The sequence below is a fragment of the Micromonospora sicca genome (assembly GCF_003172935.1).
In the GTDB taxonomy this organism is placed as follows: Bacteria; Actinomycetota; Actinomycetes; order Mycobacteriales; family Micromonosporaceae; genus Micromonospora; species Micromonospora sicca.
Map to the genome: position 1 here is coordinate 13,680 of NZ_QGKS01000232.1, position 24,125 is coordinate 37,804.

The 24,125-nt window shown below is 72.0% G+C and carries 25 protein-coding genes; 14 read left to right on the forward strand and 11 right to left on the reverse strand.

The genetic code is table 11. From position 1 onward, the window contains the following. Positions 1–1,136: 1,136 nt before the first annotated feature. Positions 1,137–1,364: a winged helix-turn-helix domain-containing protein gene (locus tag DKT69_RS16205; RefSeq protein ID WP_201749694.1), complete on the reverse strand. Its 228-nt coding sequence runs from the start codon at positions 1,362–1,364 to the stop codon at positions 1,137–1,139. Between the two features lie 413 nt (positions 1,365–1,777). On the opposite strand from DKT69_RS16205, the gene DKT69_RS16210 reads away from it, so the two are divergent. The 5 genes from DKT69_RS16210 (at position 1,778) to DKT69_RS16235 (ending at position 5,307) form a co-directional block, all read left to right on the forward strand. After that, on the forward strand, positions 1,778–2,023 hold the full coding sequence (locus tag DKT69_RS16210; protein WP_236647954.1) for a DivIVA domain-containing protein: 246 nt from the start codon (positions 1,778–1,780) through the stop codon (positions 2,021–2,023). Beyond that, positions 2,020–2,286: a hypothetical protein gene (locus tag DKT69_RS16215; RefSeq protein ID WP_109802381.1), complete on the forward strand. Its 267-nt coding sequence runs from the start codon at positions 2,020–2,022 to the stop codon at positions 2,284–2,286. The genes DKT69_RS16210 and DKT69_RS16215 overlap by 4 nt, the downstream gene beginning before the upstream one ends. A 468-nt stretch (positions 2,287–2,754) precedes the next feature. Beyond that, positions 2,755–3,282 carry a GNAT family N-acetyltransferase gene (locus DKT69_RS16220; RefSeq protein ID WP_109802382.1) on the forward strand — a complete coding sequence of 176 codons (528 nt, stop codon included), beginning with the start codon at positions 2,755–2,757 and terminating at the stop codon, positions 3,280–3,282. Between the two features lie 424 nt (positions 3,283–3,706). Then, on the forward strand, positions 3,707–4,123 hold the full coding sequence (locus DKT69_RS16230) for a GlcG/HbpS family heme-binding protein (RefSeq protein WP_109802383.1): 417 nt from the start codon (positions 3,707–3,709) through the stop codon (positions 4,121–4,123). A gap of 2 nt (positions 4,124–4,125) precedes the next feature. Next, on the forward strand, positions 4,126–5,307 hold the full coding sequence (locus tag DKT69_RS16235) for an MFS transporter (protein WP_109802403.1): 1,182 nt from the start codon (positions 4,126–4,128) through the stop codon (positions 5,305–5,307). A 69-nt stretch (positions 5,308–5,376) separates the two neighbouring features. On the opposite strand, the gene DKT69_RS16240 is transcribed toward DKT69_RS16235, so the two are convergent. The 5 genes from DKT69_RS16240 to ligD (DKT69_RS16260) form a co-directional block, all read right to left on the reverse strand. Beyond that, positions 5,377–5,934, reverse strand: coding sequence for a TetR/AcrR family transcriptional regulator (locus tag DKT69_RS16240; RefSeq protein WP_161557858.1), 558 nt, complete (start codon positions 5,932–5,934; stop codon positions 5,377–5,379). A 237-nt stretch (positions 5,935–6,171) separates the two neighbouring features. Further along, complete coding sequence (locus tag DKT69_RS16245) at positions 6,172–7,056, reverse strand: GNAT family N-acetyltransferase (protein WP_109802385.1); 885 nt, start codon at positions 7,054–7,056, stop codon at positions 6,172–6,174. 215 nt (positions 7,057–7,271) lie between these two features. Continuing rightward, the gene (locus DKT69_RS16250) at positions 7,272–8,024 is read right to left on the reverse strand and encodes a TIGR03089 family protein (protein ID WP_109802386.1); all 753 of its coding nucleotides are present in this window, start codon (positions 8,022–8,024) and stop codon (positions 7,272–7,274) included. A gap of 56 nt (positions 8,025–8,080) precedes the next feature. Next, entirely contained in the window at positions 8,081–8,995 is a 915-nt protein-coding gene (ligD, locus tag DKT69_RS16255) for a non-homologous end-joining DNA ligase (RefSeq protein ID WP_109802387.1), read from the reverse strand. After that, positions 8,985–9,926: a non-homologous end-joining DNA ligase gene (ligD, locus tag DKT69_RS16260; RefSeq protein ID WP_109802388.1), complete on the reverse strand. Its 942-nt coding sequence runs from the start codon at positions 9,924–9,926 to the stop codon at positions 8,985–8,987. The genes ligD (DKT69_RS16255) and ligD (DKT69_RS16260) overlap by 11 nt, the downstream gene beginning before the upstream one ends. Before the next feature lie 85 nt (positions 9,927–10,011). Between ligD (DKT69_RS16260) and ku the strand changes: the two genes are divergently transcribed. After that, positions 10,012–11,034 (forward strand): non-homologous end joining protein Ku, encoded by a 1,023-nt coding sequence (gene ku / locus DKT69_RS16265; RefSeq protein WP_109802389.1) that lies wholly within the window; start codon positions 10,012–10,014, stop codon positions 11,032–11,034. Positions 11,035–11,088: 54 nt separating this feature from the next. On the opposite strand, the gene DKT69_RS16270 is transcribed toward ku, so the two are convergent. Beyond that, positions 11,089–11,481, reverse strand: coding sequence for a PPOX class F420-dependent oxidoreductase (locus DKT69_RS16270; RefSeq protein WP_109802390.1), 393 nt, complete (start codon positions 11,479–11,481; stop codon positions 11,089–11,091). A gap of 156 nt (positions 11,482–11,637) precedes the next feature. On the opposite strand from DKT69_RS16270, the gene DKT69_RS16275 reads away from it, so the two are divergent. The 5 genes from DKT69_RS16275 (at position 11,638) to DKT69_RS16295 (ending at position 15,611) form a co-directional block, all read left to right on the forward strand. After that, positions 11,638–12,309: an FKBP-type peptidyl-prolyl cis-trans isomerase gene (locus tag DKT69_RS16275; RefSeq protein WP_201749696.1), complete on the forward strand. Its 672-nt coding sequence runs from the start codon at positions 11,638–11,640 to the stop codon at positions 12,307–12,309. Positions 12,310–12,448: 139 nt separating this feature from the next. After that, on the forward strand, positions 12,449–13,279 hold the full coding sequence (locus DKT69_RS16280; RefSeq protein WP_109802404.1) for an SCO6745 family protein: 831 nt from the start codon (positions 12,449–12,451) through the stop codon (positions 13,277–13,279). Positions 13,280–13,341: 62 nt separating this feature from the next. Then, positions 13,342–13,602 carry a YciI family protein gene (locus DKT69_RS16285; protein ID WP_109802392.1) on the forward strand — a complete coding sequence of 87 codons (261 nt, stop codon included), beginning with the start codon at positions 13,342–13,344 and terminating at the stop codon, positions 13,600–13,602. 36 nt (positions 13,603–13,638) lie between these two features. After that, complete coding sequence (locus tag DKT69_RS16290; RefSeq protein WP_109802393.1) at positions 13,639–14,292, forward strand: HAD family hydrolase; 654 nt, start codon at positions 13,639–13,641, stop codon at positions 14,290–14,292. Between the two features lie 305 nt (positions 14,293–14,597). Beyond that, the gene (locus tag DKT69_RS16295) at positions 14,598–15,611 is read left to right on the forward strand and encodes an NADPH:quinone reductase (protein ID WP_109802405.1); all 1,014 of its coding nucleotides are present in this window, start codon (positions 14,598–14,600) and stop codon (positions 15,609–15,611) included. Positions 15,612–15,793: 182 nt separating this feature from the next. Here DKT69_RS16295 and DKT69_RS16300 read toward each other — a convergent pair whose 3' ends face one another. Continuing rightward, entirely contained in the window at positions 15,794–17,443 is a 1,650-nt protein-coding gene (locus DKT69_RS16300) for a fatty acid--CoA ligase (RefSeq protein WP_109802394.1), read from the reverse strand. A gap of 83 nt (positions 17,444–17,526) precedes the next feature. Here DKT69_RS16300 and DKT69_RS16305 point away from each other — a divergent pair, with 83 nt between their 5' ends. Further along, positions 17,527–18,018, forward strand: coding sequence for an NUDIX domain-containing protein (locus tag DKT69_RS16305; protein WP_109802395.1), 492 nt, complete (start codon positions 17,527–17,529; stop codon positions 18,016–18,018). Between the two features lie 10 nt (positions 18,019–18,028). Here the strand turns inward: DKT69_RS16305 and DKT69_RS16310 are convergent, their stop codons facing one another. Further along, positions 18,029–19,705 carry an MDR family MFS transporter gene (locus DKT69_RS16310; protein WP_109802396.1) on the reverse strand — a complete coding sequence of 559 codons (1,677 nt, stop codon included), beginning with the start codon at positions 19,703–19,705 and terminating at the stop codon, positions 18,029–18,031. 58 nt (positions 19,706–19,763) lie between these two features. Then, complete coding sequence (locus DKT69_RS16315; RefSeq protein ID WP_109802397.1) at positions 19,764–20,312, reverse strand: type 1 glutamine amidotransferase domain-containing protein; 549 nt, start codon at positions 20,310–20,312, stop codon at positions 19,764–19,766. A gap of 151 nt (positions 20,313–20,463) precedes the next feature. Between DKT69_RS16315 and rfaE2 the strand changes: the two genes are divergently transcribed. Continuing rightward, positions 20,464–22,398 carry a D-glycero-beta-D-manno-heptose 1-phosphate adenylyltransferase gene (gene rfaE2 / locus DKT69_RS16320; RefSeq protein ID WP_109802398.1) on the forward strand — a complete coding sequence of 645 codons (1,935 nt, stop codon included), beginning with the start codon at positions 20,464–20,466 and terminating at the stop codon, positions 22,396–22,398. Continuing rightward, complete coding sequence (locus tag DKT69_RS16325; RefSeq protein ID WP_109802399.1) at positions 22,395–23,273, forward strand: glycosyltransferase family 2 protein; 879 nt, start codon at positions 22,395–22,397, stop codon at positions 23,271–23,273. Before rfaE2 ends, DKT69_RS16325 begins: the two co-directional genes overlap by 4 nt. 8 nt (positions 23,274–23,281) lie before the next feature. Here DKT69_RS16325 and DKT69_RS16330 read toward each other — a convergent pair. Next, the coding region (locus DKT69_RS16330) for a glycosyltransferase family 9 protein (protein WP_109802400.1) at positions 23,282–24,125 on the reverse strand (844 nt) is incomplete at its 5' end.

The following is a 24,125-nucleotide window of genomic DNA, read 5'->3' on the forward strand; positions in this document are numbered from 1 at the left end:
CCTAGTCCGGAGCCAGACGTTGAAGCGGAACTTAGTGCCGCGCTCGGCCCACCAGCAAAGACCTTGCTCGATAGCTGGTCACAGGGCGTCTGAGGTTGCCATGGTTGCTCGCTGGTCGACAAGGTTTGACGGTGTCTTGTGCCCCTGATCGAGCCGGGTGCCGCGTGCCCCACGCGGCCGGGACGTCTCTGGACGTTGTGGACCAGAACGGGCGAGTCATCTACATTCGGCCGGTGGATGTCGGCGCGATCGTCGAGTTTGGTCTGTTGGTCTTCGCAGGCCATACCTGCCTCTTCCTCCTTGCCGTTCTCACAGCCTGGTGGAAGCAGAAGCACTGAGCAACGATGCCGCTGGGCACCCGAGCCGCCCCTGACCTCTCGTTTGTAAGCTGTGTGCGGGACGTCCGTCCCCGTCTGGGAGCGGCCGTCAGCTCGGAGCAGCGTCCATCCCTGGTCTCGCTGGTGCGTCGGCGTCCGGGGCGGTTGCTGTCAGCGTTGCTGTCGACAGCGCCGCCGCTTGCACGTCCAGCTAAGCCCGACCCTCGCCGGGGGAGCCTGGTGGTGGTAGCCAAGCGATGTCACCACGTGTCGTTCCGTGCGCTCAGGCTCGGCAGCTTTGCCGTGCCGGCGTCCGCTCCCCTACGCCGCGCGGTCCGGGCCGCGCGGCCCGGCCGGCTGCCGGCCCACCACACCACCGGCCAACGGCCTATCGTTCTGCGGCGGCCCTCCAGGCTCCCCGCTGTCCGCGCCAGCCGCCGGGCGTCAGGCGTGGCGGCCGCAGAGCGACAGCGGCAGCGGCCGGCGCGCGCCCAGGCGGCGGCGCGTGCGGCCCGTCCAGGGCCGCCTTGATAGACGCACCGAAAGTTTGGACCGCTTCGCCCGGCATCGCCGGCAACCGGTCGCGTCCTGTCACGGACATGCTTGGCGCTGGCTCCCGCAGACGAGTGGCAAGATCCCACGGCCAGCGGCATGAGTGAGCCTTACGCGAGGAAGATCAGCAGCGCTCCCGAACGCCCCGTTGTTCCCGTTCAGACCTCGGGAGCGCGGCCGAGCGAGGTTTTGATCTTTCAGTGACAGGGTTAGGACGGCTGTTTGCCGACCGGGCCGCGGATCAACTCACCGGCTCGCCGGTGCGGGTCAGGGGCGGGTGGTCTCAGCAACGAAGACACCGCGACCCGGGCGGCCAACCAGCACACCCTGCTCCCGTAGCGTCGCCACGGCGCGGTGAATCGTCGAGAGCGACAGGTCGTAGTGATCAGCTAGTTCTTGAGTGGACGGTATCTGCGACCCGGGCTGGAACTCGCCCGCCTCGATCCGCTTCAGCAGATCCTTGATCAACTCGTCCATGGTTGGCGGAATCGGCACGTGGAGGCCCCTTGCAGTCGGTTGGCCCTTCCAGTATCGAGCACCAGCTGAAAGAGCGGCAACAACTGAGAGGGAAGCAGCAGGAAGCGCACTGGCGAGATTCGACAGGTAAGAGAGCGTTGACAGAGGTGAGAGGTATCGGTAGCGTCGCTCTCGGTGATGCGGTGCTGCTGCGGTCGGTTGGCGCCACTCGTACCGGTCTCGCATCGCCGCCGAGACCTCACCCTCCGCGCTCCCCGGCGCGGCCCTGCTGTCGTACTGCCGATCGAGGCTGCGGTGGCAGGGCGGGGCGGTCTTCGCCGACCGCAACCGGCGGAGGCCCCCCCCTCCACTTCGACGCGACCCGACGAAGGGCGGTCACCGTGCGCAACCTGATCCGTCGGCTGGCGGGCCGACGCGAGGAACGACGTCCGATGGAAGACGCCGGCCCAGCCCGGGGTCGGCTTCCCCTCCGGCCCTGGCAGATCCGCGACCGGTGCTTCAACGTCCGCCGGCACGGCCTCGACCCCGTCGAGATCCGCGCCTTCCTGCACCAGGTGGCCGACGAACTCACGGTCGCGCAGACCGCCCTGGTCGCGGTGCAGGAGGAGAATGTACGGATCAAGAACGCCCTGCGCGCGTGGCAGAGCGCCCAGTCGGCGAACCACCGCTACCGATGACCGACCGCTGGGTGATCCACCTGCCGATCACCGCGCCCGACCTGCACCGCGCCCGGATCTTTGCCCGGACCGCCGCTCGGGTGCTGGCCCGGCTCAGCGCACGGGTCGAGCCGGGCGGCGTGACCGTCTCGGCCGAGGACCAGCAGAACGTACGACACTGGGTCTTCTGCGACCGGCTGCTGCCCGGCGGCTCGCGGTGTGCGCTGCCGGTGGACCACACCTCGCCCTGCTCGCGGTGCGCGCCGTGGCTCAACCGCCGGTGAAGACGACCGGGCGCAGGTGTGCCGACCAACACGGCGTGGTGAACCCGGACCCGGTCATTTCCGTCACCTGGGGTGAGTCGGCGAGGCGGCGTGGGCGGACGGTGATGACTGGCCGCTGTCTCGCCGGGTATGCGGGCCGCGACAGGAGAAGGATCAGGCCGGTAGACCCCCGCGCCGCTGCCACGCCGACCAAGTGTTCGGCGCGGAATCGCCATGGCCGATCTGACGTACGCGAGAAGAGAGGCATGCGATGAAGGACCGAATCCTCAAAGGGCTGAGGAAGAAGGCAAACACGATCATGGTGCGCCGCCGGCGCGGGGATGCCGTGATCACCAAGCCGAGCCGCTCCAGAAGGCCCGGCAGGCTTTTCCAATGAGAGCGCCACCCGCCGGCAGCTGATGACGGACCGGCCGGCGCCCGAGGGCCGGCTCCGGTGTCAGTACGTGTTCTCGGCGTTATCGTCGTCGGATGCCCGAGCTGGTCGCACCCACCGTCCGCCTGCATCCAGCCTGGCTCGAGGCGCACGCGGAGTGGGGTCCCGGGCCGCACGAGGACGGTTTCGGGCTGGGCCCGTCCGACGAGGTGGACTCACCGGCCGGATTCGCGGCCTGGGTGGCTGGGCTGACAGACCAGTCGGACCCGGCGAAGCCGATCGACGCCGGCAAACCCGGTTGCACGTATCGATGGATCGTCGAGCACGACCGCGTGCTCGGTGGGATCGCGCTGCGGCACGGTAGCAGCGACTACGTCCGGTGGGCCGGCCACATCGGGTACGGCATCCGGCCGTCCGCCCGCGGGCGCGGGCTGGCCACCTGGGCTCTGGGTCGGATGCTCGACGAGGCGCGGGGGCTCGGCCTGGATCGGGTGCTGGTCGTCTGCGCGGTCGACAATGTCGCCTCGGTGAAGACGATCGAGCGGTGCGGCGGCGTCTTCGAGGGCATCCGGGACACGACATTCGGCCCCGCCCGGCGTTACTGGATCGAGCTCCAGCGCTGAGGTCGGGTGCGCCGCTCGGCGGCGGTCACGGGCGGCGGCGCAGGTAGCGGGCGCGGCGGCCGGCGTCGCCGAACCCGAGTCGCCGGTACAGCCGGGTTGTCGTCGTTGACGCAGAGCCACCGCTCGCCGGCGCCCTCGGCGGCCGGCGCCCGCAGCGCGCCTACCACCAGGTACGCCCCGAGCCGGCGGTGCCGCCAGCCGGGGACGACCCCACCTTTTCTCAGCCGGAGCAGACGCGCCAGCGTGCAGGATCACCGCCTCGGGGTCGCCATACCGATCCACCGCTATGGCGACCTGTCCCTCGGCGCACTCGGCGGGGCTACTCCCCGGAGCCTCGACGGTGAGAGCACCACCACATCCGAGCTGCCCCCTTGTTTGGTACCGTTCGGTAGCAAACCGATCGGTACCAAACGGAGGAGCGAGGATGCCGCTGACAGCGGAACTCACCCAGCAGCTCATCACCGCCGCACGGGAAGAAGCTGCACGCCGCAAGTTGCCACCTGTCAACATCAGCGTGGTGGATCATGCGGCACACCTGGCCGGGTTCCTCAGGATGGATGGCGCGATCCTCGGAACCATCGATGTCGCGCACCGGAAAGCGCGGACAGCCGCGCTGTTCGAGGCGGACAGCGCGAGCCTCGCGGGCGTCGCGCACCCGTCCGGAGCCAGTTACATGGTGGAACACACGAACGGCGGCCTGATCAACTTCGGCGGCGGAGTCGTGCTGCGTGACGGCCAGGAACGGGTGATCGGCGCGATCGGGATCTCCGGGGCCTCGGTCGAAGAGGATGAGCTCATCGCGCAAGCAGCGGTGGCACTTGCCATGAACGGAGGCAGGTGACCATGCCTCGCGCCCTGCACGCCCTCGCTATCTCCACGTTCGCGATCGGCACGACCGAGTTCGTGATCGTGGGCCTGATCCCGGGGATGGCCGCCGACCTTCACGTAAGCCTCACCACCGCGGGTCTGCTCGTGAGCATGTACGCGCTGGCGATCACGATCGGGGGGCCGCTGGGCACAGCGCTCACCGGTCATTTCGACCGGCGGTGGTTGATCATCGCCCTCATGGGGGTGTTCCTGCTCGGGAACCTCGCGGGGGCGTGGGCACCGAACTTCGAGATGCTGCTGGCTGCTCGTGTCGTGACAGCAGTCGCTCACGGCGTGTTCTTCAGCGTCGGGGCCGCGGTCGCGTCAACACTCGTGCCACGGAACAAGTCGTCACAGGCCGTAGCGGTCATGATGGGTGGTCTCACCATCGCGATGGTCCTCGGTGTTCCGCTCGGGTCTTGGCTCGGAGAACAGCTGAGCTGGCGTGCCCCGTTCCTCGTTGTCGCCGGCCTCGCCCTCGTGGCACTCGTATCCCTGCTCGCGTTCCTTCCGGCGTCGATCGCGCACACGCCGCCGGAAAGCCTCATCGCGCAGGCGCGGCTGCTCGGCAACCCGCGGCTCGTGACGATGTACTTGGTGACAGCGATCGGGTGGGGAGCGACCTTTGTGACGTTCACCTACATCTCACCGCTCCTGACCGAGGTCACGGGAATCAGTGCGAGCGCGGTGAACGTGGCTCTCGTCGTCTTCGGTGTCGCGACCGTGGCAGGCAATATCACTGGCGGCCGGCTGGCTGACCGGCTCGGGACCAAGCCGACGCTGACGTTCGTCCTGATCGGAACGTCGATCGTGCTGGCCGCACTGCCGTTCACCGCGCATTCCGCAGTCGCCATGTTCATCAACATCGCGGTGTGGGGTTTCTTCGCATTCGCCATCAATCCGGTGATGCAAGCGGGCGTGGTGCAGATCGCCGAGGACGAGTTCCCCGATGCGGTCGGCACCGCCTCCGGGTTCAACATCGCCGCATTCAACCTGGGTATCTCCGGCGGATCGCTCCTCGGAGGCCTCATCGTCCAGTCGTCAGGCGTGATCTCGACGCCATGGGGTGGCGTTGTCATGGCCGTTGTCGCGCTGGGCATCGCAACGGTCGTCCTCAAACGGCGCAGTCACGTGAAGACAAGCCTCATCGGGGTCTGATCGACCAGCGATGGGTGACGGGCGGAAGGCCATCCGGCTTTCCGCCCGTCACCGTGTGCGCATCACGCGTCAATCGGTGGCTGACGACGAAGCGTCGTTCCCCCACAATGTCAGCACGCTGCGGGCAACTCCACGAAGCCACGTCGTTGAGTGCCCGTTGACCGCCTGGACTGCCATGCCCTGGATCACGGTCACGACCAGTGCCACGGTCTCGGCGACGCCGAGGCCCGGAGGCAGCGGGCCGTTCGCGCTGGCCTCGGAAAGGCGACGTTCCAGCACTGCGGCGATCGCCTCTCGGTTGGCCGCCAGTTGCTTTTGCACGATCTCGTTGTCCGGACCGCAGGTCAGCGCCCCGGCTGTCTCCAAACACCCGGGAGGGGTCGAGTCGTCTCCGTGCAGTTCCGCCAGGCCGAAGAGAAGCTTCTCCACGATGCGGCGTGGAGTCGGCTCCGCCAGCGCCCGCTCCCGGAACGCCAGGAATTCCTCGTGGTACAACTCCACCGCTCGGCGAAAGAGCCCCTCTTTGTTGCCGAAGGTCCGATACAGGCTCGTCTTCCCCAGCCCGGTCGCCTCCATGAGGACGCTCATCGACGCGCCCTCATAGCCATACCGCCAGAAGGCGAACATCGCAGCGCGAAGTGCCGTCCGCTCATCAAACGTCCGAGGCCGAGCCATACATCCTCCCGCACGATCCAGTCGAGCGCACATCCCGACAGGCGCCGACGTCCCCCTTCGGCGGCCCTGCGACTTCGCCAGCCGGCACGTGAGTAGCGACCATCGACGCTCATTTGTTACCGAATGGTACCATATTCGGTACGTGAACCTGGCCTCGACAAGATCCGGCCGGGTCACCGTCGGCGGCGGTCACGAGCGGCGGTGCAGGTAGCGGGCGCGGCGGCCGGCGTCGCGGAACCCGAGCCGCCGGTACAGCGCGGCGGCCCGGTTGTTGTCGTTCACGCAGAGCCACGCCTCCCGGGTGCCTTCTCCGGCCAGCGACCGCAACGCGGTCGCCACCAGGTACGCCCCGACCCCTCGGTGCCGCCAGCCGGGCACGACGCCCACCTGGTCGACCCAGTTGTCGATGACGTTGAGGAAGCCGACCGCCGTACCGTCGGGACCGCGAGCGATCATCGATAGGTCCGGCCGGTACTCGTCGTCCTCCCGCAGCTCAGCCAACCAGTCCTCGGCGCAGGGCGCGGCGAAGCCGGGTCGGTCGGCGAAGGACGCGTGGTAGGTCTCGAACAGCTCGGGGCCGCTCTCCCAGGTCACCGGCTCGGTACGCACCCCGTCAGGGCGCGCGACATCCGGGAGGGCGGTGAGGTCGTGCCGCAGCACCCACTCGGCGAAGGTCCGCTCGAGCCCACGCGCCGTGAAGAGGGCCTCCGCGCCCGGACTCAAGGACTCGGTGGTCACGAGCAGGTCGGCGTCGCCGGCCTGCTCGTCCGCCCAGCTCAACAGCCGGCTGCCGAGGCCCCGCTCCCGCCAGGCCGGATGCACCAGGGCGGTGCTGGTGGCGGGCTGCCCGGCGGTGCCGACCCCCACGGCCGCGACCAGGCTGCCCTCGTGCCAGACGCCGAGGGTACGGTCCTGGAGCAGCCGCGCCCGCAGCAATGGAGGGCGGGCGAACAACGACAGCCCACCGTCGGCGGCCAGGCACGCCTCAGCCAGTTCAGTCAACTCCGCGAGGTGCCCCTCGCCGAACTCTTTCCACGTGAGAGCGTCGCCGCCCGGTTCCGTCCGGTCCACCATGATCCTCTGCCCCTGTCGCCTGCCGCCGATCGCACGACGTCCGGCCGTGGCGGCTGGTGCCGGGCCGGCGCGTACGGCGTCCGGTGGGCAGTAGGCATCGCGGCCTGAACCACTGTCAACGGGTTCCAGTCCGCCATGCCCGAAATCGGGTTCAGTCGGGCCGCGCTAGCAGGTCCAACAGGCCGTCGTGGAGGCGACCGGCCCGGCGGTGGTGCTCAGAGCACCCGGGTCACCTGCTCGACGTCGATCCGATCGGCCAGCCGTTCCCGGTCCAGGTTGGCGCAGATCACCACGGAGGCGCCGGCGGAGAGCGGGGCGAGCAGCCACTTCAACGGCTGCTCGTGCTCGGCCGCGTCGACCAGGAGCCGGTCGCCGGCCCGAAGGTCGAGCTGCTCCGCGATCCCCGTCGCCACCGCGGCCCACTCGCCGTAGCTGGTGCCGTCCGGGCTGGCCGGGTCGGACGGGTGGACGGCGGTGTAGTCGGGCGGGGTGTCGGTCTGCCGGAGAACCTCCGTGGACCAGTCGAGCCAGCCCAGGGGCACGTTGGTCAGCGGTCCGGGCCCGGCGCCGACGAGGTAGCGGTGCCGCCCCTCGGGCACGTCCTCCAGCCAGTCGTCGAGGCGTTCAGGGGTCACGAACACCGCGTCGTACGGCAGGTCGCCGCCCGGTTCGAGAACCGGCAGCCCGGCGGTGGCCCGCGGCCGGAACGACACGGCCATGCCCACCGACCAGGCGCCGAGCAGCACCGCGGCGGTACGCCAGTGCGGCGGCAGCAGCACCGCGACCCGGCTGCCCGGGCCCAGTCCACAGCCGTCCCGCAGCAGGCCCGCGCTGCGCGCCGCCCAGCCGCCGAGCTGGGGCGCGGTCAGCTCCACCCGCTCGCCGGTGGCGTCGTCCCGGTACGTCAGCAGCGGCGGCTCGCCGTCGGTGGGCACGGCACCCGCAACGGCCGTGGGCAGTCCGGCCATCAGACTCTCCTCACTCCGGATCGCCTCACCCTATCGACCGGCTCCGTGGCGCCCGGTCAGGGCAACGGCAGTTCGGGGCCGCCGTCCAGGAGGGGGGCCAGCAGGTCGCCCTGCTTCTCGACGCGCTTGAGCACCTCGCCAGCCGTGTACGGCTTGGTCGACGGCCGCTTGCCCGCCGCGCCCGCCTCGACCTCGTCCCAGGTCAGCGGGGTCGACACCGACGGCACCGACTGGGCGCGCAGCGAGTACGGCGCGACGGTCGTCTTCGCCGCGTTGTTCTGGCTCCAGTCGATGAAGACCTTCCCCGGTCGCAGGTTCTTCGCCATCTTCGACACGATCAGCTTCGGGTGCGCCCGCTCCAACTCCTGCGCGATCCGCCTCGCGTAGTCGGAGACGACATCGGAGGACTGTGTACCGGCGATCGGGCAGCAGAGCTGCATGCCCTTCTTCCCCGACGTCTTCGGGTACGACTCCACCCCGTCCGCCGCCAGCCGGTCCCGCATCAGCAGCGCCACCTGGCAGCACTGCTTCAGCGCCGCGGGCGCGCCCGGATCCAGGTCGACCACCATCATGTCCGGGTGCGCGCCGATCTTCCACTGCGGCGTGTGCAGCTCCAGGGCGGCGAGGTTGGCCAGCCAGACCAGGGTGGGCAGGTCGTCGGCGACCACGTAGTCGATGGTCTCCCGGCCCTTGCTCGACCCGGGGGCGGGCAGGGTCTCGGTGCGTACCCAGGCGGGGGTGGCGGCCGGGGCGTTCTTCTCGAAGAACGAGGCGCCCCCCACGCCGTTGGGGTAGCGGATCCGGGTGAGCGCTCGGTCGGCCAGGTGCGGCAGCAGCACCGGGGCGATCCGGGTGTAGTAGTCGATCACCTCGCCCTTGGTGAAGCCGGCCTCCGGAAAGAGCACCTTGTCCAGGTTGGACAGCTCCAGGGAGCGCCCCTCGACCTCCACCTTCAACCGGTCAGCTGGCATCGTCGACCTCCTCGGGTGGCTTGTCCGGGCGCAGGCGCAGGATCCGGGGGAAGCGCAGCCGTCCGTCCGGCGTGCGCTGGCCGTACTTCACCTCCACCACGATCTGCGGTGTTACCCAGCTGGCGCCCCGGGCATCCTCGCGCGGCACGTCCCCGGCGAACGGCGAAGCCGGCGTGCGCAGCGGCTCCAGCTCGCGCAGCAGCTCCTTCTCCAGGGCCGCGCCGATCCCGCCGCCGACCCGGCCCCGGTAGGTGAGCCGGCCGTCCTTGCGGGGCACCCCGACCAGCAGGCCGCCGATCTTGCGGGCGCCTGGCCGCCAGCCGCCCACCACGAAGTCGCCGGTGACCTCCAGCTTGACCTTCACCCAGTCCGGCGAACGCACCCCGGGCCGGTAGACCGAGTCGACCCGCTTGGCCATCACCCCCTCCAGGCCGTGCTCGCCGGCCGCCTCGTAGGTGGCCGGGCCGTCGCCGAAGGTCGGCGGGACGGCCCACCGCGCGGCCCCCAACCCGAGGGACTCCAGCGCCGCCCGCCGCTCCCGGTAGGAGCGGCCGGTCAGGTCCTCGCCGCGCAGCCGGAGCAGGTCGAAGATCATGTACGTCACCGGCACGGTGGCCGCCAGCCGCGCCGCCTTGGCCGGGTTCCGGACGTGCATCCGCTCGGCCAACGCGGTGAACGACGGCTGCCCGAGCTCGTTGAACAGGACCACCTCGCCGTCCAGCAGCGCGTCGTCGACCTGGTCCCTCAGCGTGATCAATTCCGGGTACGCGGTGGTGATCTCCACGCCGGAGCGGGCGTACAGGTGGTGGTCGCCGTAGGAGAGGTCGGCGAGCGCGCGGACCCCGTCCCACTTGAACTCGTACGCCCAGCCGGCACCGGCCGGGAGCGGCCCGGTCATCGCGAGCATCGGCTTCAGGGGCGCGCCGGGCACCTTCTGACTGTAGTTGCGCAGCGAAGAGCGTGCGTACCGTTCGATCGTTTGCGATCCTGGTCAGAACCGGGGAGAGGAGCGCGGGATGCGGGCGATCTGGAAAGGAGCGGTGTCGTTCGGCCTGGTGTCGATCGGGGTGAAGCTCTACTCGGCCACCGAGGAGAAGGACATCCGCTTCCACCAGGTGCACCGCGACGACGGCGGGCGCATCCGCTACAAGCGCACCTGCTCGGTCTGCGGCGAGGAGGTCACCTACGACGACATCGCCAAGGGGTACGACATCGGCGGCGGCGAGATGGTCATCCTCACCGACGAGGACTTCGCCGAGCTGCCGCTGACCACCTCGCGCGCGATCGACGTGCTGGAGTTCGTCCCCGCCGAGCAGGTCGACCCGATCCTCTACAACAAGGCGTACTTCCTGGAGCCGGAGGGCTCGGCGACCAAGCCGTACGTGCTGCTGCGGAACGCGCTCGCCGACTCGGAGCGGGTGGCGATCGTCAAGGTGGCGCTGCGCCAGCGCGAACAGCTCGCCACCCTGCGCGTACGCGAGGGCGTGCTGCTGCTCAACACGATGCTCTGGCCGGACGAGGTGCGTACTCCGGACTTCGGTTTCCTGGACGAGGACCTGAAGGTCCGGCCGCCGGAGCTGGCGATGGCCAGCTCGCTGATCGACTCGATGGCCGGGGAGTTCCAGCCGGACGCCTTCACCGACGACTACCGGGCGGCGTTGCAGGAGGTCATCGACGCGAAGATCGAGGGCCGCGAGGTGGTCCAGCCGGAGGAGGTGGAGGCCGCACCGGCCGCCGCGGTCGACCTGATGGCCGCCCTGAAGGCCTCGGTCGAGCGGGCCCGCGCCGCGCGCGGCGAGGAGCCCGCCCGTAAGGCCGCCGAGCCGACCCCGATCTCGGCCGCCCGCTCCGCGCAGAAGGCGGCCAAGGCGCCGGCGAAGAAGGCCGCGGAGAAGAAGGCGCCGGCGAAGAAGGCCGGCGCGAAGAAGGCGGAACCGGCCAAGAAGGCGGCGGCGAAGAAGACCGCGGAGAAGAAGGCGGCAAAGGCCCCGGCGAAGAAGGCCGCCGAGAAGAAGGCCGCCCCGCGTAAGACCGCCTGACCTGCGACCACCCCCTGCCGAGCCGGATCGCACGGCAGGGGATGGGACCGGGCGTCAGCCTCGGCCGAGCTTGCCGGTCGGGGTGATCCGGACGATGACCCGCTCCTCGCCGGCCTGGCGGAACGGGTAGGTGTCCTGGCCCAGGTACTTCTTCGCCATCCGGTTGATGTGCTCGTCGGCGCCCTCGGTGACGAACTCGGCCGTGCCCTTCACCCACAGGGTGCGGAAGTCGTCCGCCTTGTCCACGACCGAGAGCGCGACCACCGGGTTGCGCTCGATGTTGACGTACTTCTGCCGGCCCTTGACGGTGTTGAAAAGGATGTACTCGCCGTCGGTGTCCACCCAGACCGGGGTGACGTGCGGGGTGCCGTCGGCCTCGATGGTGGCCACGTGGGCGAGCTGCGGCTCGGCGAGCAGGGCCAGGTCTACTTCGGTGAGGATCGCCATGGTCGTGAACCTACTACCGGAAACCGCCGCCGACCGGTCTCCTGCCCGATTCGGCCCGGGCGAGGGGGCACCGAGGGCGTCCCGACGGGTACCGTGTGCGCTGGTCTCGGCAGCGGCCGCCGGGCCGCACCCACCCACCCAGCAGGGGAGTTCGACGTGAGCGAGCGTGTGCAGAACCGGTCGGCGGGCCAGGGCCCGGGCACCAAGGCGGAGCGGCGGCTGGCCGCCCAGCTGGCGGCGAAGAAGGCGGCCGAGGCGAAGCGCCGCCGGCAGTCGCTGCTCGGCGCGCTCGCCGGTGTCGCCGTCGTCGCGGTGCTGATCGGCGTCTTCGTCGTCGTGAACGGCGGGGACGACGACAAGAAGGACGCCGCCGGCACCCCCTCGGCCGGCGCCACCGCCCCGGCTCCCGAGGCCACCGCGCCCGCCGCACCCCAGCAGCAGCTCCCGGAGGGCGCGGATCCGGCGCTCGCCACCAAGCCGAAGGTCGGCCCGGGCAAGGGCGAGCTGACCAAGCTCACCGTCACCCCGCTGATCAAGGGCAAGGGCCCGGCGGTCAAGGCCGGCCAGACCATCACCACCAACTACGTGGGGGTGTTCTACAAGGACGGCAAGGAGTTCGACGCCTCCTGGAACAACGGGCAGCCGGCCAGCTTCCCGATCGGTGTCGGCCAGGTCATCAAGGGCTGGGACCAGGGCCTGGTCGGGGTCACCGTGGGCAGCCGGGTGCAGCTGGACATCCCGGCCGACCTGGCGTACGGCAACGACAGTGCGGGCGGCCGGCCGGCCGGTCCGCTGCGCTTCGTCGTGGACGTGCTCGCCGCGCAGTAGGTCACACCGGTCTTCCGTCCGGTCACCTACCGGCAGTAGGTTCATGGTCACCGTGGGCGGCACCACCCGCCCACGGTGACCTGTCACCGAGGCGGAGGTGCACGTGGCGGCGCTGGACGACCCCAAGCTGGCCCGGGTGATGTGGACGCACTTCGAGCCGGTCCACGCGGTGACCTACTTCCACCCGCGGGCCCGGGCCGCGTACGAGGCGGTCGGGCTGCGCGGCTACTGGCGGGGATACTTCGCCGGCCGGGCCGCCCCGCTCGGCCCGACGCCCGCCCCGCCGGTGATCGCCGCGTTCTTCAGCTTCGCGCCCCGGATGGTGGCCCGGGCGCTGCCCTCGGTGTGGCGGCTGGCCACCCCGGAGGAGGCGTTGCGGGCCCGGCTCACCGGTGCCGTCCAGGCGCTCGCCGAGTTCACCTACGAGCTGCCGGAGACCCACCTCGTCGAGGCCGCCGAGTTGCTGGAGGCGGCCGCCGGCCAGGTGGAGACCGCCGGCCGGGTGCTGGGCGGCGTCAACGCCGCCCTGCCGGCCGGCGAGTACCCGCTGGCCCGGCTCTGGCAGGCCGCCACCACGTTGCGCGAGCACCGGGGCGACGGGCACGTCGCCGCCCTGGTCACCACCGGGTTGGACCCGGTCGAGGTGCTGGCCTGGCGCTGCCGGGTCGACCAGTCCCGGGAGTTCCACCAGCCGGCCCGGGGGTGGACCGACGAGGAGTGGCTGGCGGCCGAGGAGCGGCTGGTGGCCCGCGGCTGGCTGACCGCCGGGCACGAGCCCACCACGTACGGCAGCGACGCGTTCCGCGCGGTCGAGGAGGCCACCGACCGGGCCGCGGCCGGCCCGTGGCGGGCGCTCGGCGCCGAGCGTACGGAGCGGCTGCGCGAACTGCTCGAACCGATCGCCCGCCGCTGCCGCACCATCATTCCCCGGCAGAGCCCGATCGGCCTGCCCGCGACCCAGCCGGGCTGACCACCCGGCCCGTTCACCAGGGCGGCGGCGGAACGCCATGCCGGAGGCGTAGCGTGCCCGGCATGTGGATCGTGGAACTCGCCTTCACCGACGTCCCGGACCGGCTCGCCGCCCGACCGGCCCACCGGGAGCGGATCACCGCCCTGCACGCCGAGGGCAAGGTACGGATCTCCGGGCCGCTGGCCGACGACTCGGGCGCGGTGCTGGTCTTCGACGTGCCGGACCGGCCCGCGCTGGACGAGCTGCTGGCCGCCGACCCGTACTACACCACGCCCGGCGTCGAGGTCGTCCGGATCCGGGAGTGGGCGCCCTTCCTGACCTGAGCCGGCCGCCGCGGGAGGGCAGGGCAGGATGGGCTCATGGTGGACGCGGTGCTCTTCGACCTGGACGGCGTGATCGTGGACTCCGAGCCGGTCTGGGAGGAGGTCCGGCGGGCGTACGTGGCCGCGCACGGCGGGACCTGGCAGTCCGACACCCAGCGCCGGCTGATGGGGATGAGCACCGACGAGTGGGCCGCCTACCTCAGCGGCGAGCTGGGCGTCGACCGGAGTCCGGAGCAGGTCGCCGCCGAGGTGGTCGCGGAGATGACCCGGCGGTACGCGGAGCGCGTACCGCTGATCGACGACGCCGACGAGGTGGTGCGCCGGATGGCCGCGCGGTGGCCGCTGGGACTGGCCAGTTCCTCCCCCACCCGGCTGATCGCGGCGGCGCTGGCCGCCACCGGCCTGGCCGACGCCTTCGGCGCGACGATGTCGACCGAGGAGACCGCGCGGGGCAAGCCGGCGCCGGACGTCTGGCTCGCCGTGGCCGCGCGGCTCGGCGTCGATCCGACCCGCTGCGTGGCGGTCGAGGACTCCTCGAACGGGGTGCGCTCCGCGGCCGCCGCCGGCATGCGGGTGGTGGCGATCCCGCACGGGTCGTACCCGCTGGATCCGGACGCGGAGGCGCTCGCGGACGTGCTGCTGGCATCGGTCGACGCGCTCACCCCGGACGTCGTGGACCGGCTCGGCTGAGCCGGTGCGGGCGGCGTCCGCGCCGCCGCTCAGATCGCCCGGCTGCGGCTCGACCTCGGCAGGAACCGCCGGGACGGGCCGGGCGGGGGTGCCGGCTGGTCCGCGGGCCGCTCCGGGCCGCCGGCCTCCGCCGCCGCCCGCCCAGGGGCGGGCGGCCGATCCGCCACCGGTACGTCCCGCATGTCACCCCTCCTGCCACTGACTACCGGGTTGTACGGTTTCCCGGGCAGACCGGATCGGAATGATCAGGGATCGGCCGGGTACCGCAGGCCGCGGTGCCGGCGTCCGGCGGGGAGGAGACGGCGATGAAGGCGATCGTGTACGAGCGCAACGGGGACGCCTCGGTGCTCCAACTGGTCGACCGACCGATACCGGAGCCGGGCCGCGGCGAGGTGCTGGTGCGGATGGCCGTGTCGGGGGTGAACCCGACGGACTGGAAGGCGCGGCGCGGGTCGCCGCTCCCGGCCGGCTGGCAGATCCCCGACCAGGACGGCGCCGGGGTGGTGGAGGCGGTCGGCGAGGGGGTCGACCGGAACCTGATCGGCGAGCGGGTCTGGCTCTGGGAGGCGGCCTGGCAGCGCCCCTGGGGCACCGCCGCCGAGTACACGGTGGTGCCGGTCCGGCACGCGGCAAGCCTCGGCGACGCCTCCTTCGACCTGGGGGCCGCGCTGGGCATCCCGTTCATGACGGCGCACCGGTGCCTGACCGCCGGTGAGTTCATGCCGGACCGGCTGCACGCCGGCGCGCTCAGCGACCACGTGGTGCTGGTGCAGGGCGGGGCGGGCGCGGTGGGCAACGCGGCGATCCAGCTCGCCCGGTGGGCGGACGCCTGCGTGATCGCCACGGTGAGCAGCCCGGAGAAGGCGCAGCTCGCGGCGGCGGCCGGCGCCTCCTTCGTGGTCAACTACCGCGAGCAGGACGTGGTCAAGGAGGTCCGCAAGATGGCCCCCGACGGGGTGCACACGATCGTCGAGGTCTCCGCCGCGCGCAATGCCGCCACGGACGTCCAGCTGCTCCGGTCCGGCGGCGCGGTCTGCGTGTACGCCGACGACGGCGGCGACGAGGTGACCCTGCCGATCCGGCCGTTGATGGTGCCGAACGCGCGGTGGCAGTTCGTCCTGATCTACACCGCGCCGAACGCCGCCAAGGCGCAGGCGGTGCGGGACGTGTCCGCGGCGGCGGCCCAGGCTGGGATCCGGGTGGGCGAGGAGGCCGGCCTGCCGTTGCACCACTATTCGTTGGCGGCGACGGCGGCGGCCCACCAGGCCGTCGAGAGCTCGGTGGTCGGTAAGGTGCTCATCACCACGAGCGAGACGTAGGACCACGAAACGGATTTCTCCGTCACCGAGACAGAGGCGAACAAGTTTCGCGACAATTGTCCTGCGGGTCGCCCCGCGTTAGACGGGCGGCCCCGGCGCGGTGCGAACGCCGGGGCCGCCCCTGGGGAGGAATGTCGACAGACAGTGTCCTACCCATCCAGGCGACGGTACGCCGCAAAGCGTTACGGCGCCGTCAGTTCCCGCACCTCCAGGCCCCCGTCGGCGTAGCGCGAGCGGACCACCTTCTTGTCGAACTTGCCGACGCTGGTCTTCGGCACCGCGTCGATGAACGCCCACCGCTCGGGCAACTGCCAGCGCGCCACCGACTTCGCCAGGAATTCGCGCAGCTCCTCGGCGGTCACCGAGGCCCCCTCCCGGACCACCACGGTGGCCAGCGGCCGCTCGTCCCAGCGTTCGTCCGGCACGCCCACCACGCACGCCTCCAGCACCGCCGGGTGCGCCATCAGGGCGTTCTCCAGCTCGACCGAGGAGATCCACTCCCCGCCCGACTTGATCACGTCCTTGGCCCGGTCGGTCAGGGTGATGTAGCCGTCGGGCGAGAGCGTGCCGACGTCCCCGGTGCGCAGCCAGCTGTCGCGGAACTTCTCCTCGTCCGGGGTCTCGTCCCCGACGTACCGGGCGGTGACCCACGGCCCACGGACCTCCAGCTCGCCGACGGAGGTCCCGTCGGCGGGCAGCGGCTCGCCGAGCGCGCCCACGATGCGGGCGGCGACGCCGGCCGGCACCCGGCCCTGCGTGTAGCGGTAGCGCCAGGCCTCGTCGCCGGTCGCCCCGGCCGGCGGCCGGGAGACCGAGCCGAGCGGGGACATCTCGGTCATCCCCCAGGCGTGGATCACCTCGATGCCGTGCCGCTCCTGGAACGCGTGCATCAGCGCCGGCGGGCAGGCCGAACCACCGACGATCACCTCCTTGAGCGAGGAGGTGTCCACGTCGTGGCTGTCGAGATAGGCCAGCAGGTCGGTCCAGATGGTCGGCACCGCGCCCGCCAGGGTGGGCCGCTCGGCGGCGATCATCTCGGCGATCGGGGCGGCCTGGAGGAACCGGTCCGGCATGATCAGCGAGGCGCCGGAGAGGAACGCCGCGTACGGCAGGCCCCAGGACATCGCGTGGAACATCGGCACGATGGCCAGCTCGCGGTCGGTCGGCCCGAGGCCGAACCCCTCGGGCATGCAGACCTGCAACGAGTGCAGGTAGATCGAGCGGTGCGAGTAGGCGACGCCCTTGGGGTTGCCGGTGGTCCCGGAGGTGTAGCAGAGGGCGGCGGCGTCCCGCTCGTCCACCTCCGGCCAGCCGTACGTCTCCGGCCGGCCGGCCAGCAGCTCGTCCCAGTGGTGGAAGGTGATCCGGTCGCCGGCCGCGGTCACCAGCGGCGCCGGGTCGCCGCCGCCGACCACCACGACGTGCCGCACCGTGCCCATCTCGCCGATCACGCGGGCGAGCAGCGGGATCAGCGTCGAGTCGACCAGCACCACCCGGTCCTCGGCGTGGTTGGCGATGTAGGCGACCTGGTCCGGGAAGAGCCGGAGGTTGAGGGTGTGCAGCACCGCGCCCATGCTCGGCACGGCGAAGTAGGCCACCAGGTGCTCGTTGTTGTTCCACATGAAGGTGGCGACCCGCTCGTCACCGGTCACCCCGCACTCGTCGCGCAGCGCGTGGGCCAGCCGGGCGGCGTTCCGCCCGACCTCGGCGTACGACATCCGTCGGGGCTCACCGCCGGTCCAGGTCACCACCTCCGCCGTGCCGTGCACGGTGGAGCCGTGTTCGAGGATCCGGGCGACCTGGAGGGGGGCGTCCATCATCGTGCTACGCATGGGTAACAAGCTAGTGTCGGCGGTCACACCTTGGGAACCCTGGAAAACCGGTCGGCCTCGACGAACGCTCGTAAATTGTCCAGGTGAGCATCTCGTGGGCCGATTCGTACGTGGGGCAACTTCGCGCCCTGGCCGGTGACCGCATCCTGATGTTCGTCGGCGCCCGCGCGATCGTCCGGGACAACGCCGCCCGGGTGCTGCTGATCCAGCGCTCGGACAACGGCCAGTGGGCGATGCCGGCCGGCGCCATGGAGCTGGGCGAGTCGATCGCCGACTGCGCCGTCCGCGAGGTACGCGAGGAGACCGGGCTGCGTGCCCTGCGGGTCAGCGCATTCGCCCTCTACACCGGCCCGGACCGCACCCACACCAACATGTACGGCCACACGTACCAGATCTTCACCACCGCGTTCCGGGTGGAGGAGTGGGACGGCGAGCTGACCCGGATGACCGACGAGACGACGGACGCCGGCTTCTTCCACCGGGAGGAGCTTCCGGCCCCGCTCTCCGCCAGCGTCACGGAAACCCTCGCCGACCTCGACGTCTTCGAACAGACCAACCGCCTCATCCTCAAGTAACCCCCGCGGGTCAGAGCAGGGTCTGGGACTTGGCCTCCATCTCGGCGGCGGCCTCCTCCTTCGACTCCTTGGGCAGGGGCTTGCCGCCGGGGGCGGCGGCCTTGCCGCCGAGCGGGTCGGCGCCGCCGGTGGCGCCCTGCGGGCCGGTGCCGCGCAGCTGGTCGTCGGGCAGGGCCAGGGTGACCAGCACGGCGAGGATGGCGATCAGCCCGGTGGTCAGGAAGACCAGGTGCAGGGAGTCGACGAACGCGCCCTGGATCGCGGCGCGGACCGGGCCGGGCAGGGCGAGGATGGTCGCCGGGTCGTTGATCGAGATGTTGGCGCCGCCCCTGGCCGCCACCGCGGCCCGCTGGTCCGGCGGGAGCTGCGCGATCGCCGTCGGCAGCCGGTCGCCGAGGTGGCGGGTGAGCTGCGACGACAGCACCGTGCCGAGGATGGCCACCCCGAACGACCCGCCCAGCGACCGGAAGAACGTCGCCGAGGAGGTACCGGCCCCCAGGTCCCGGACGTCCACCGCGTTCTGCACGGCCAGGATCAGCGACTGCATGCAGAGGCCCAGCCCGACGCCGATCACCACCATGAACCCGAACGCGATCCAGAGCGAGGTGGCCACCTGGAGCCGGGTGAAGAGCAGCATGCCGGTGAGCAGCACCGCCGAGCCCGCCACCGGGAACCACTTGTACCGCCCGATCCGGCTCATCGCCCGACCGGTCAGCACCGAGGTGACGATGATGCCCGCCATCATCGGCAGCATCAGCAGACCGCTGCTGGTCGGCGAGGCGCCCTTGACGATCTGCAGGTAGAGCGGGATGAAGATGATCGACCCGAACATCACCAGACCGAGCACGAAACCCGCCGAGTTGGCCAGCGCGAACGTCCTGCTGCGGAACAGCCGCAGCGGCAGGATCGGCTCGGCGACCCGGGCCTCCTGGACCACGAAGAGCACCCCGAGCACCGCGCCCGCCACGAAGAGCCCGATGATCACGCCCGAGTCCCAGGCGTACTCGTTGCCGCCCCAGCTCAGCGCGAGCAGCAGGCTGCTCACCCCGGCCACCAGCAGCGCCGCGCCGAGCCAGTCGATGGCGTGCTCCCGCCGCTGGAACGGGATCAGCCGCATGACGTGGTAGCAGACCACGATCGCCAGGATCGCCAGCGGCACGTTGATGTAGAAGATCCACCGCCAGTTGGTCTCCGCGAAGTACCCGCCGACCAACGGCCCGGCCACCGACGACAGCCCGAAGACCGCGCCGAAGAGCCCCTGGTAGCGGCCCCGCTCCCGGGGCGACACCACGTCCGAGATGATGGTGAACGCCAGCGTCAACAGGCCACCCGCACCCAGCCCCTGCACGCCCCGGGTGACGATCAGCTGGGTCATGTTCTGCGACAGGCCGGCCAGCAGCGAGCCCAGCAGGAACGTGCCGATCGAGAAGAGGAAGACCGGCCGGCGCCCGTACAGGTCGGCCATCTTGCCGTACAGCGGGGTCGAGGCGGTGGAGGCGAGCAGGTACGCGGTCACCACCCACGAGTAGTGGTTGATCCCGCCCAGCTCGCCGACGATGGTGGGCAGGGCCGTGCCGACGATGGTCTGGTCCAGCGCGGCCAGCAGCATCCCGGTCATCAGGCCGAACATCAGCAGGCGGATCTGGCGGGCGTGCAGCACGGGCCGGGCGTGAGCTTCCGTCGTCATCCCGCCTTCTTTCCCGCGCCTCGCGGAACATGCCCGGACGGCGGGGGAAATCAGCAGGTCAGTGCCGGCCCTCGGCGAACTCCTCGACGATCTTGCCGCAGAAGGCGGGGAGATCGTCGGGCTTGCGGCTGCTGACCAGGCCGTGGTCGGTCACCACCTGTTCGTCGACCCAGGTGGCGCCGGCGTTGGTCAGGTCGGTGCGCAGGCTGGGCCAGGAGGTCAACCGGCGACCGCGCACCACGTTCGCCTCGATCAACGTCCACGGTCCGTGGCAGATCACACCGACCGGCTTGCCGGCGTCGAAGAACGCCCGCACGAACCGCACCGCGTCCGCGTCGGTCCGCAGGAAGTCCGGGTTGGCCACCCCGCCGGGCAGCACCAGCCCGTCGTACGCCCCGGCGTCCGCCGCGGCCGCCGTCACGTCCACGTCGTACGTCCTGCCCTGGTCGAGGTGGTTGAAGGACTGGATCGAGCCGGGCTTGAGCGAGACCAGCTCGACCCGGGCGCCCGCGTTCTCGACCGCCTCGCGCGGCTTGACGTACTCGACCTCCTCGACGCCGTCGGCGGCCAGGAAGGCGATCCGCTTGCCCTGCAGTGTCGCTGCCATGTCGGTTCTCCTCTCGGGGTACCCGGAATCCCTTCCCGGGCCCGGGTGCCCGAAACGCGGCCGACGCAGGTCCCCCCAAACGGCGCGTCGGAGCCGTCCGGCGGCGGCCGACCCAGGTTTGAGCGGCAGGCCTACGGGGACCCCGGAAGGCATGGCAGGAGCAGCAGCGGAAGAGCGCCGGCTGGCCACTGTGGTGGCGGACTGGCAGGGGCGTCCCGTGCTGGTGGTCGGCGACGCCATGCTGGACGAGTGGCGGTTCGCGGAGTCCGAGCGGCTCTGCCGCGAGGCGCCCGCGCCGGTCCTCACCCTGCGGCGGCGCCTCTCCGCGGCCGGTGGAGCGGCGAACACGGCGGTGAACCTCGCCACCCTGGGCGGCCGGGCCGTGCTGGTGGCCCCGGTCGGCGCCGACGTGGCCGGTGACGAGCTGCACGACTGCCTCGACCGCGCGGGCGTCTGGGACCGGACGGTCAACCAGCCCGGCCGGCCGACCCCGGTGAAGCGGCGGATGCTCGCCGGTAACCAGATCCTGCTGCGCGAGGACTCCGGCGACCCGGACGACGCGCTCGACGACGACGGCGTGGCGCGGCTGCTCACCGCGCTCGACTGCGCGACCGAGGAGCTGAAGGCCGCCGCGGGCGGCCGACCGCCGACCCTGGTGGTCTGCGACTACGGGCTGGGCGCGCTGCCGGCGGCGGTGCGCGCCTGGCTGGTGGCCAACCGGGACCGCTACGCCACCGTGGCCCTCGACGCGCACGACCTGGCCGACTGGCGCGGCCTCAACCCGACGGTGGTGACCCCGAGCTTCGCCGAGGCGGCCCGGCTGCTGGCCCGCGCCGCGGTCGGCTTCAACGCCGACCCGCGCCCCGCCCCCCGGGAGCACGCCGGCCCCGAACTGCACCTGGACCACCCGGTCGACGACCCGGCGGACGGCCCCTCCGAGCTCAGCGTCGGCACAGCCCCCGGCGCGGGCGAACGCCCGACCGGCACCCGGTCGGCGGACGCCCACCCGCGCGCGGCGGACCGGGGCGCGAACTTCGGCCCGGCCGGACGGCGCGGGGGCGGCGGGCCGACCGGGGAGCCGACGCCCGGCGAGGACCGGGTGGCGATGACCGGCGACGGGCTCAGCGTGACCGGCACCGGTGTCACCGTTAACGCGGCAGCCGGCGAGGGGGTCGACCGGGCGGTGCTGGCCGAGTCACGCCTGGCCGAGCTGCGCGCGCACACCGGCGCCGACGTGGTGGCGGTGACCCTGGACACCGAGGGTGCGGTGGTCGGCGGGGCCGACGGGGAGCCCCGACGCAGCCACAGCACCCCGGTACCGGCCAGCCACGCGGTCGGCGCCGGGGACGCGTACCTGGCGGCGATGACGCTGGCGCTGGCGGCCGAAGCGACGCTGCCCACCGCCGCCCAGCTCGCCCAGCTCGCCGCGACCATCACGGTCTCCGACACCGGCACCTGCGTGTGCCGGCGGGAGGACCTGCTGGAAGCGCTGGGCGCCGGGCGGGACGAGACCGGCCACCCGACCCTGGTCGGCGCCGACGAGCTGGCCTCGATCGTCGAGGACCACCGGCGCTCCGGCCGCTCGGTGGTCTTCACCAACGGGTGCTTCGACGTGCTGCACCCGGGGCACGTCCGCTACCTGACCCAGGCCCGCGCGCTGGGCGATCTCCTGGTCGTGGCGGTCAACTCGGACGGCAGCGTACGCCGGCTCAAGGGGCCGGACCGGCCGGTGAACCCGGTCGAGGACCGGACCGCGCTGCTCGCCGCCCTGGAGTGCGTCGACCACGTGGTGGTCTTCGAGGAGGACTCGCCGGCGCCGCTGATCGAGGCGGTCCGCCCGGACGTCTACGTCAAGGGCGGCGACTACCCGCCGGAGATGGTGCCGGAGGCGCCGCTGGTCCGCCGGCTGGGCGGCCAGGTGCGCACCCTCGGCTACGTGCCGGACCGGTCCACCTCGGCGATCATCGACCGGATCCGGGCGCAGTCGGCCACCGGCAACGGCGCCGCGGCGCAGTCCGTCAGCGGCAACGGCGCCGCGCCGCAGCCCTCGACCGTCACCGACGGCGCGCCCGGCAGGCGGACGTGAACCGACCGCTCGACCTCGGCGCGCCCGCGGAGTTCCGCCGGCAGCGGCAGCTCGACGTGCTGATCCCCACCCGCAACCGCCCGGCCGAGCTGGCGGTCACTCTCTCCGGGCTGGCCGCCCAGGAGGGCGTACCCGACTTCGGGGTGGTGGTCAGCGACCAGTCCGACGACGAGGCCGCGTACCTCCACCCGGCGGCGGCCACCATGGTCCGGGCGCTGCGCCACCGGGGCCACCCGGTGCTGCTGACCCGCCGGCTACCCCGGCGCGGGCTGGCCGAACATCGCGCCTACCTGCTGGACCGGTCCGTCGCCCGGTACGTCCTCTGCCTCGACGACGACGTCTGGCTGGAGCCGGGCACGCTGTCCCGGCTGGTCACCGCGATCCGCGAGCTGGGCTGCGGATTCGTCGGCAATGCGGTGCACGGCCTGTCCTACGCCGACGACGTGCGGCCGGACACGCACGGGCACTACGAGGAGTGGCAGGGCACCCCGACCCCGGAGCGGGTACGCCCCGGCACGCCGGCCTGGGACCGGGCGCAGATCCACCCGGCGGCGAACCTGCTGCACGTCACCGAGAAGCTGCGGCTGCCGGCGGGCGCGTGGCGCGCGTACAAGATCTCCTGGATCGGCGGCTGCGTGCTCTACGACCGGGCGAAGCTGGTCGACGCCGGTGGCTTCGAGTTCTGGCGGCGGCTGCCCGAGCGGCACCAGGGCGAGGACGTGGCCGCGCAGCTCGCGGTGATGGCCCGGCACGGCGGCGCGGGTGTGCTGCCCAGCGGGGCGTACCACCTGGAGACGCCGACCACGGTGACCGAGCGGGACGTGGAGGCCTGGGAGGTCGTCCTCACCGAGTCCGACACCCCGCAGCCCGCCTGAGCGCCCGATCAGCCGCGAAGCAGTTCGCGGGCCGCCTCGACCACCTCGACCGTGGGCACGTCGGCGACGAAGGAGTCCCGGTGCGGGCAGTCGCCGTCGCCGGGGCGGTGCGGGTAGATATCCCGGGTGCAGTCCATGCCGCAGACCGGGCACTGCGTCGTCCAGGAGGCGATCGGCCGGTGCCGGGCGCGCAGCGGGGTGGCCCCGTTGATCAGGTTGCCGATCCAGTAGACGCCGACCGTCGGGGTGCCGACGGCGGCGGCCAGGTGCAGCGGGCCGGTGTCGTTGGAGACCATCAGCGCGCAACCGGCGTAGCAGGCGGCCAGCCCGCCGAGGCTGAGCGTGCCGACCTGCGGGCGTACCGGCACCCCGGCCGCCGCGACCACCGCCTCGACCACCTCTCGCTCGGCGGGCGTGCCGGTGACCAGCACCTCGTACCCGTCGCCGACCAGGGCGCGGGCGACCTCGCCGAACCGCTCCGACGGCCAGCGCCGCCGGGTGTCGGTGGCCCCCGGATGCAGCGCCACCCGGGGCTGCCGCGGCTCGCCGAGCACCCGCCGGGCCTCCGCGCGGTCCGCCTCGGTCACCGCGAGGGCCGGGACGATCGTGGTGGCCGGCGCCCCCACCAGGGCGGCGACCTCCAGGTAGCGGATCACCTCGTGCTGGTAGTAGACGTACCGGATCCAGCGGTCCAGCGGCGGGGCGTCCTCGGCGCGCGGCCCGGCGGTGACCCGGGCGCCCAGCCCGGCGACGAGTGGATTGGAGTTGCGGCCGCCGCCGTGCAGCTGCAACGCCAGATCGAAGCGTTCGTCGCGGGCCGCGGCGAGGAAGTCGTCCAGGGCGGGGCCGGCT

Coding starts and splice junctions, on each gene's coding strand:
- DKT69_RS16210 (WP_236647954.1), top strand. CDS start 1,778: ATGGAAGACGCCGGCCCAGCCCGGGGTCGGCTTCCCCTCCGGCCCTGG.
- DKT69_RS16215 (WP_109802381.1), top strand. CDS start 2,020: ATGACCGACCGCTGGGTGATCCACCTGCCGATCACCGCGCCCGACCTG.
- DKT69_RS16220 (WP_109802382.1), top strand. CDS start 2,755: ATGCCCGAGCTGGTCGCACCCACCGTCCGCCTGCATCCAGCCTGGCTC.
- DKT69_RS16230 (WP_109802383.1), top strand. CDS start 3,707: ATGCCGCTGACAGCGGAACTCACCCAGCAGCTCATCACCGCCGCACGG.
- DKT69_RS16235 (WP_109802403.1), top strand. CDS start 4,126: ATGCCTCGCGCCCTGCACGCCCTCGCTATCTCCACGTTCGCGATCGGC.
- DKT69_RS16240 (WP_161557858.1), bottom strand. CDS start 5,934: ATGTTCGCCTTCTGGCGGTATGGCTATGAGGGCGCGTCGATGAGCGTC.
- DKT69_RS16245 (WP_109802385.1), bottom strand. CDS start 7,056: ATGGTGGACCGGACGGAACCGGGCGGCGACGCTCTCACGTGGAAAGAG.
- DKT69_RS16250 (WP_109802386.1), bottom strand. CDS start 8,024: ATGGCCGGACTGCCCACGGCCGTTGCGGGTGCCGTGCCCACCGACGGC.
- ligD (WP_109802387.1), bottom strand. CDS start 8,995: ATGCCAGCTGACCGGTTGAAGGTGGAGGTCGAGGGGCGCTCCCTGGAG.
- ku (WP_109802389.1), top strand. CDS start 10,012: ATGCGGGCGATCTGGAAAGGAGCGGTGTCGTTCGGCCTGGTGTCGATC.
- DKT69_RS16270 (WP_109802390.1), bottom strand. CDS start 11,481: ATGGCGATCCTCACCGAAGTAGACCTGGCCCTGCTCGCCGAGCCGCAG.
- DKT69_RS16280 (WP_109802404.1), top strand. CDS start 12,449: ATGTGGACGCACTTCGAGCCGGTCCACGCGGTGACCTACTTCCACCCG.
- DKT69_RS16285 (WP_109802392.1), top strand. CDS start 13,342: ATGTGGATCGTGGAACTCGCCTTCACCGACGTCCCGGACCGGCTCGCC.
- DKT69_RS16290 (WP_109802393.1), top strand. CDS start 13,639: ATGGTGGACGCGGTGCTCTTCGACCTGGACGGCGTGATCGTGGACTCC.
- DKT69_RS16295 (WP_109802405.1), top strand. CDS start 14,598: ATGAAGGCGATCGTGTACGAGCGCAACGGGGACGCCTCGGTGCTCCAA.
- DKT69_RS16300 (WP_109802394.1), bottom strand. CDS start 17,443: ATGCGTAGCACGATGATGGACGCCCCCCTCCAGGTCGCCCGGATCCTC.
- DKT69_RS16310 (WP_109802396.1), bottom strand. CDS start 19,705: ATGACGACGGAAGCTCACGCCCGGCCCGTGCTGCACGCCCGCCAGATC.
- DKT69_RS16315 (WP_109802397.1), bottom strand. CDS start 20,312: ATGGCAGCGACACTGCAGGGCAAGCGGATCGCCTTCCTGGCCGCCGAC.
- rfaE2 (WP_109802398.1), top strand. CDS start 20,464: ATGGCAGGAGCAGCAGCGGAAGAGCGCCGGCTGGCCACTGTGGTGGCG.